At 54.0% G+C, this 1,102-nt stretch carries 1 pseudogene; it reads right to left on the minus strand.

Annotated features, from left to right (window positions below):
* Positions 1 to 1,087: pseudogene (locus ACQZ2L_RS25020) on the minus strand (IS3 family transposase); the annotation flags it as partial.
* Positions 1,088 to 1,102: the final 15 nt, after the last annotated feature.

Consider the following 1,102-nt stretch of genomic DNA (forward strand, 5'->3'; position numbering starts at 1 on the left):
TCAGTCTTCAAAATGCCATTTACCCTCTCCGCCATCGCATTCTGATAACAGTCATATCCATCGGTCATTGAGCATCTGATCCCGTGCTTGGCGTGTAACCGTTGATAGAGCTCAGAGCAATATTGGGCTCCGCGATCGGAGTGGTGGATTAGCGGTAGCTTGGTTTTGCGTTGGCCAACGGCCTTTACCATCGCTTGGATTACTGACTCGGTATGCAGGCTCTCATGCACATGATGGCCCACGATTTTGCGCGAGTAAGCGTCTGTCACCAGACTTACATAGACCACGCTCTCCTGCGTCGGCAGGAAGGTGATATCGGCGACCCAAACCTGTTCAGGTCTACTGGCCACTGTTTGCTCTGGGCCGGCTTTGAGCAGGTTAGGATGCCGGCGAAAGCGATGATGACTATTCGTCGTCTTGTGATATGCCCGCTTACGCACGACCAGTTCTCGAGCGTTGCGCAGGATGGCGAACAGCCGGTCCCTGCCCACCCGCAGCGGCAGCTCAGCCTCTGAGCTCATTAAGTAATGCAGCTTGCGCGTACCTAGCCTTGGCTGGCGGCGGCGTTTCTCAAGAACGAAGTCCAACACCGCTCGGTCTTGGCACGCTCTGGCATCAAGCGCTCGATTGCGTTTGTAATACGCTTGGCGCGAAATCCCCATGAACAGGCAAGCCCTGGTGATGCTCAGCTCTGGGATTTGCCCTTGGGAGAGGACTTGCCGGAAGGCTTTTTTACTACGGCAATACCGTAGTCATTTTTTAAGACGTTCACGACGGCTTCGAGGAACTGAGCTTTTTTATTGCTCTCCTTCAGTTGCTCTTCGAGCTCTTTGATCCGCTGTTCAGGCGTCTGTGGGAGGGTTGGTTCGGTCATGGACCTGTTCCTAGGCTCTCTGATTAATGCCCCCTGACTCCAGTCTTGGCGGCCATGTTTGCGTAGCCAGACTAACACCGTGCACCGGCCCTGAATGCCATAGCGCTGCTGTGCTTCTCGATAAGTCAGCTCGCCTCCTTCAACCTGATCGACGACCGATAATTTAAAGGCTAGCGTGTAATCACGCTGACTCCGCCTTTTACCTGAATCCATTGACTCCTCCTGAAA

The sequence above is a fragment of the Pseudomonas shirazensis genome (assembly GCF_050496565.1).
In the GTDB taxonomy this organism is placed as follows: Bacteria; Pseudomonadota; Gammaproteobacteria; order Pseudomonadales; family Pseudomonadaceae; genus Aquipseudomonas; species Aquipseudomonas shirazensis_A.